Raw genomic sequence first — 1,671 nt, 5'->3', positions numbered from 1 at the left:
TAGCTTATTTCCCTGAAGGCACCGATCATTTTATCGACTATGTGCGCGCGGTAAGTTGGGCGCAAGAGTTCGCGCAGAAAAATCGTGCACTGATGATGCAAAACGTGGTTGCCGCCATTCGTGAAATCATGCCTAAGCCGTTTACCGCTGATATCGAAGCGGTAAACTGCCACCATAACTATGTGACACGGGAAAATCATTTTGGTCAAAACGTATTGGTGACCCGAAAAGGAGCTGTTGCCGCTTGGCCTGGACAATTGGGCATCATTCCAGGCTCGATGGGCGCGAAGTCGTTTATTGTCCGTGGTAAGGGTGAAGCGCAATCATTTTGCTCATGCAGTCATGGTGCCGGCCGGACAATGTCACGAACCGAAGCGAAACGGCGCTTTACTGTGAATGATCAAATCCAGGCGACTCAGGGCGTTGAATGCCGTAAAGATGCCGAGGTCATTGATGAAATTCCGATGGCTTATAAAGATATCGATGCCGTGATGAGCGCGCAATCGGATTTGGTGGAAATCGTGCATACCTTGAAACAAGTGGTGTGCGTCAAAGGGTAATCACAGCCGTTTTCGGTAACACCGGAAACGGCAACCATAATGGGAAAGATGTGTTGATTGAATTGGATGGCTCTCAGGGCGAGGGCGGCGGTCAAATTTTAAGAACCGCATTAACGTTGTCGATGTGTACGGGACAACCCATGCGCATCAAAAATGTTCGGGCTAAACGGAAAAATCCTGGCTTGATGCGGCAGCATCTCACTGCGGTACAGGCGGCGGCCGCTATTTCCGGCGCACAAGTCGAAGGTACTCAGGTTGGGTCGACCGAGCTCACATTTTTGCCTAGTGAAGTTCAAGGCGGCGAATATCGGTTTAGCATCGGCACGGCCGGGAGCTGTACGCTTGTTTTGCAAACGATTTTGCCGGCATTGCTGAAAGCCGAGAAGGATAGCCATGTTACTTTAAATGGCGGCACACATAATCCGATGAGTCCGCCGTTTCACTTTCTGCAAAGAGCATTCGTGCCCCTGCTGGAAAAAATGGGCGCTAAAGTGGAACTGCAACTGAACCTATTTGGCTTTTATCCAGCGGGCGGCGGCGAAATAAGCATGACGGTTACCGCCGGTAAACCATTGCAGCCTTTGCACCTAAAAAACCGAGGCGAGCGAATCAACGGCTATGCGGAAAGTTTTTTTGCCGGTTTACCTGCACATATCGCCGAGCGTGAATTAGCGATGGTCAAAAAACGGTTGGCTTGGGCTGATGACCAGTTATTAATGCGCGGTATCGATCGGCAGCAAGGCCCAGGTAATGCTGTGCTCATTACCTTGGAGTATGAGCACGTAAGCGAAGTGTTTGCAGGGTTTGGCGAGAAAAGCGTTGCTGCTGAAGTTGTCGCCAATGGCGCCATCAAGCGCGCGTTACGCTACATGGCAAGCGAGGCAACGGCCGGGCACTTTCTAGCCGATCAACTGTTACTGCCGATGGCTTTGGCCGGTGGCGGTTCTTTTGTTGCGACGGATTGGAGTCCTCATGCCGAAACCAATCCCGACATTATCCAACGATTTTTGCCGATCAAGATTCAGACTGAAGAAACTGAAAAAGGGGATGTTTTTGTTCGGGTGTTTTCTTGATGAAAGGTGCGAGAGGGGAAATACCTCTGCGTTTGATC

General features: G+C 50.6%; 2 protein-coding genes. Both read left to right on the top strand.

Features of this window, described 5'->3' with window-relative positions:
- A partial coding sequence (locus tag AC3B8H_RS21085) for an RtcB family protein (protein ID WP_488443469.1) occupies positions 1-560 on the top strand: 560 nt, incomplete at its 5' end.
- A gap of 50 nt (positions 561-610) precedes the next feature.
- The gene (rtcA, locus tag AC3B8H_RS21080; RefSeq protein ID WP_488443468.1) at positions 611-1,633 is read left to right on the top strand and encodes an RNA 3'-terminal phosphate cyclase; all 1,023 of its coding nucleotides are present in this window, start codon (positions 611-613) and stop codon (positions 1,631-1,633) included.
- The last annotated feature ends 38 nt before the right edge of the window (positions 1,634-1,671 follow it).

The sequence above is a fragment of the Methylomonas sp. BG-2 genome (genome assembly GCF_057766305.1).
Note: the sequence above shows the minus strand (reverse complement) of the source record. Positions and strands in the feature narration are given on the sequence as shown.